The organism is Vibrio sp. 378 (genome assembly GCF_033339435.1).
In genome coordinates this window covers 1-864 of the sequence record NZ_JAWOUO010000296.1, presented here as the reverse complement: position 1 = coordinate 864, position 864 = coordinate 1, and the positions used below count along the sequence as shown (strand labels likewise).

The 864-nt window shown below is 44.9% G+C and carries 2 protein-coding genes; one reads left to right on the top strand and one right to left on the bottom strand.

Annotated features, from left to right (window positions below; translation table 11 throughout):
- The first annotated feature begins 122 nt into the window (after positions 1-122).
- On the top strand, positions 123-626 hold the full coding sequence (locus R7Q48_RS25815) for a YchJ family protein (RefSeq protein WP_015296531.1): 504 nt from the start codon (positions 123-125) through the stop codon (positions 624-626).
- A gap of 67 nt (positions 627-693) precedes the next feature.
- On the opposite strand, the gene hisE is transcribed toward R7Q48_RS25815, so the two are convergent.
- Positions 694-864: phosphoribosyl-ATP diphosphatase (gene hisE, locus R7Q48_RS25810; RefSeq protein ID WP_318133020.1), on the bottom strand; the 171-nt coding region annotated here is incomplete at its 5' end.

Sequence of the window (864 nt, the reverse complement as noted above, 5' to 3'; positions counted from 1 at the left end):
CAATGAATCGACAGAGTGGGCTCAAGAACTGCTTTCTCAAACACCTTAACTCGCTATAATGCTTCTCTCCCACTCTATTGGGATTATTTGTTTCATCGCTTTACCTAACGAGATTTCATCTTATGGCTTCTTCTTGTCCTTGCGGCGCTAACCGTACCTACCAACAGTGTTGCGAAATTGCGCACAACAATCACGCTGACGTCAAAACACCAGAACAGTTAATGCGCTCTCGCTATAGCGCTCATGTGCTAGGCCTCGTTGACTACGTTGTGAAAACATATCACCCAAGTTGTAACGCAGAAGAACAACGTGAAGGTATCGCACAATCGATCGACAGCGATTGGTGCAAACTGGAAGTCGTCAAAGCAGAAGCTGGCAGCCATGAAAATGAAGGCTTTGTTGAGTTCAACGCCTATTTCAATGAAGACGGCCAACGCTACTGCCTGAGCGAGCGTTCACGCTTCGTGAAAGAAGATGGGCTGTGGTATTACATTGATGGCACTTTCCCTGAAGAAGAATCCGAGCAAGATCCGCGACTTAATCAATCCATCAGCAGCTTAAAAGTAGGCCGTAACGATCCATGTATTTGTGGCAGCGGTAAGAAATTTAAAAAGTGCTGCGGATAAAATCGCACTATCAAGAAAAAACAAAGGCTTCCAAATGGAAGCCTTTGTTTTATTTCTTTGATTTGAACTACTTGTGACGCTCTTTAAGCTTATTCACCACATCGTTCATTGATAAACCTTGGTCTTGTAAAAGCACCAACAAGTGATAGATCAAATCTGCAGATTCACACACTAACTCCGCCTTATCGCCCGACGTCGCCGCAAGCGCGACTTCAACGCCTTCTTCGCCCACTTTTTG